General features: G+C 53.6%; 1 protein-coding gene and 2 rRNA genes. All 3 read right to left on the bottom strand.

Annotated elements, in window-relative coordinates; translation table 11 throughout:
* Positions 1-476: 476 nt before the first annotated feature.
* Positions 477-977 (bottom strand): hypothetical protein, encoded by a 501-nt coding sequence (locus WBG04_RS11490; protein WP_424314572.1) that lies wholly within the window; start codon positions 975-977, stop codon positions 477-479.
* Positions 978-1138: 161 nt separating this feature from the next.
* Positions 1139-1254: ribosomal RNA gene (gene rrf / locus WBG04_RS11495) — 5S ribosomal RNA — on the bottom strand.
* Between the two features lie 355 nt (positions 1255-1609).
* Positions 1610-1889, bottom strand: a 23S ribosomal RNA gene (locus tag WBG04_RS11500); the annotation flags it as partial.

Here is a 1889-nt window from a genome sequence, read left to right on the forward strand (position 1 = left end):
GCCAGGGAGAAACTCGCATCGATCGCGCCACGGGACCCCCTCCTGAAGCAACCAAGTCCGTAGGTCAGGCTTCTTATATTCTCAGCGCCAGCCAATACGGCAAAACCGCGCTCCGACTTGGACACAACGGATTTGCGATCCAACCCTGAACACAGGGTGAATGAGCATGTGAACCTCAGGCTCCGGTATTAAGAAAACCGGAGAGAGTCACTTTGGGGGGAAATGTGGGGAACGATTGGCTCTATCGCCGCTTTGATCGCTCTTTCGAACGCCGTGGCTTTGACTTCACCGCTACAGAAGATCTCACGACGGGAGTCCTAATCCCGACAGCGGATCGCTCCGCCTGCATGAACTCTTCCAGTAACGCCACCTCACACAGCCCGGTAATCCGACGCTGAGAGGGCATTCATGGCTTTTAACGCAAATCCCTTGAGAAATCAACCCATCTCTTGATACGCGATCGCGTTCCCTCGAACTCAGGCCAGCCCCAATCGCTCGTCATTGGCCAGCTTTCCCCCGAGATTCCCCCATCCCCCTGGTTTCTGGAGATTGAAGACCTGAAGATACAGCGTCACCAACTTCGGATCAAAATCGGCCACCAGCTGATCCACCGCCTTGCACAGCAACTCGTCATCCAGCGTCTCGGGAAGCTCTCCGGTCACCGATCCCTTGCCGTCGTGCTCGATCCCCATCGCATCGCAGAAATTCGCGAGCATTTCCTGATTGCCGGCCATCAGCCAAACCTGAACCAAGTGCTCCCCAATGGTATCGGATTGCTTGGACTTCAGCGTTTTCAGAATCCAGTCATACTGATCACTCAGCGGCTTCTTCTGAATGAAGGCCAAACGCAATTTGCGGCTCTGAGCCAGCGAACTAACCGCGGATCGATAGACGTTTCTATCGTTCTCACGGAACCAGTCGAGCATCTGGGTCACAAGGGCAGGATCAATGGCGTTGTAGATTTCGTGGGCTTTCACAGGCAGTTATGAAGTTGCGGGAATCCAAGCGGACCCAGCGACAATGCCAAGCCTTCATGTCATCCGATAATCAATTACTTTCAGAATCGCCACCGTTCAGGCGAGCGTCCCATCCGGGCAAAAAAGAGCCCGGCACTAGCGTTAACTAGTGCCGGGCAATAACCTGGCGGCGACCTACTCTCACAGGACCTATCGTCCCACTACCATCGGCGCAACAGCGTTTCACTTCCGGGTTCGGAATGGGACCGGGTGGTTCCACCGTGCCATGACCACCAGAGAGGAAGCTTTGCTTCAATTTCCAATGTCCAATGTTCCAATTTCAAAACCGGAACGATCGAACGCTGATTAAAGCTTCTTCTCTGAGTGCCTTGGACCAAGGCGACTGATTGCTTTGTCTGTTTGTTGTCTGTCGGTTGCGACCAACTTTGTCCTCCGTCCCGATCGAGCAAACCCCTGGTGGGCCTGCCCTTCGTAGCTCGAAGAGCGAAGTAGGGCCGCTCCCTGACATCCACATGGAGAAAGGACCTGTGACAGTCCATACAAGTTTTCTTCCGAGAGCCCCGATTCACCCTTTTACTTCGAGTTCCTTACTTGAGCTTGATAGTCCTTTGGAAACAATTGATTTCGCAAATGGAATCAAGCCATACGGATGATTAGTAGTGCTCGGCTGCATGTGTTACCACACTTCGACCTACACCCTATCAACGTGGTGGTCTCCCACGATCCTTCAGGGAAAATTCATCTTGGGAACAGCTTGGCGCTTAGATGCTTTCAGCGCTTATCTGGACCGAACTTAGCTACCCGGCCATGCCGTTGACACGACAACCGGTGCACCAGAGGTTCGTTGCTTCCGGTCCTCTCGTACTAGGAAGCAAACCCCTCAATTTTCCTGCGCCCACAGAGGATAGAGGA

Source organism: Haloferula sp., from assembly GCF_049672945.1.
Taxonomy (GTDB): Bacteria; Verrucomicrobiota; Verrucomicrobiia; order Verrucomicrobiales; family Akkermansiaceae; genus Haloferula.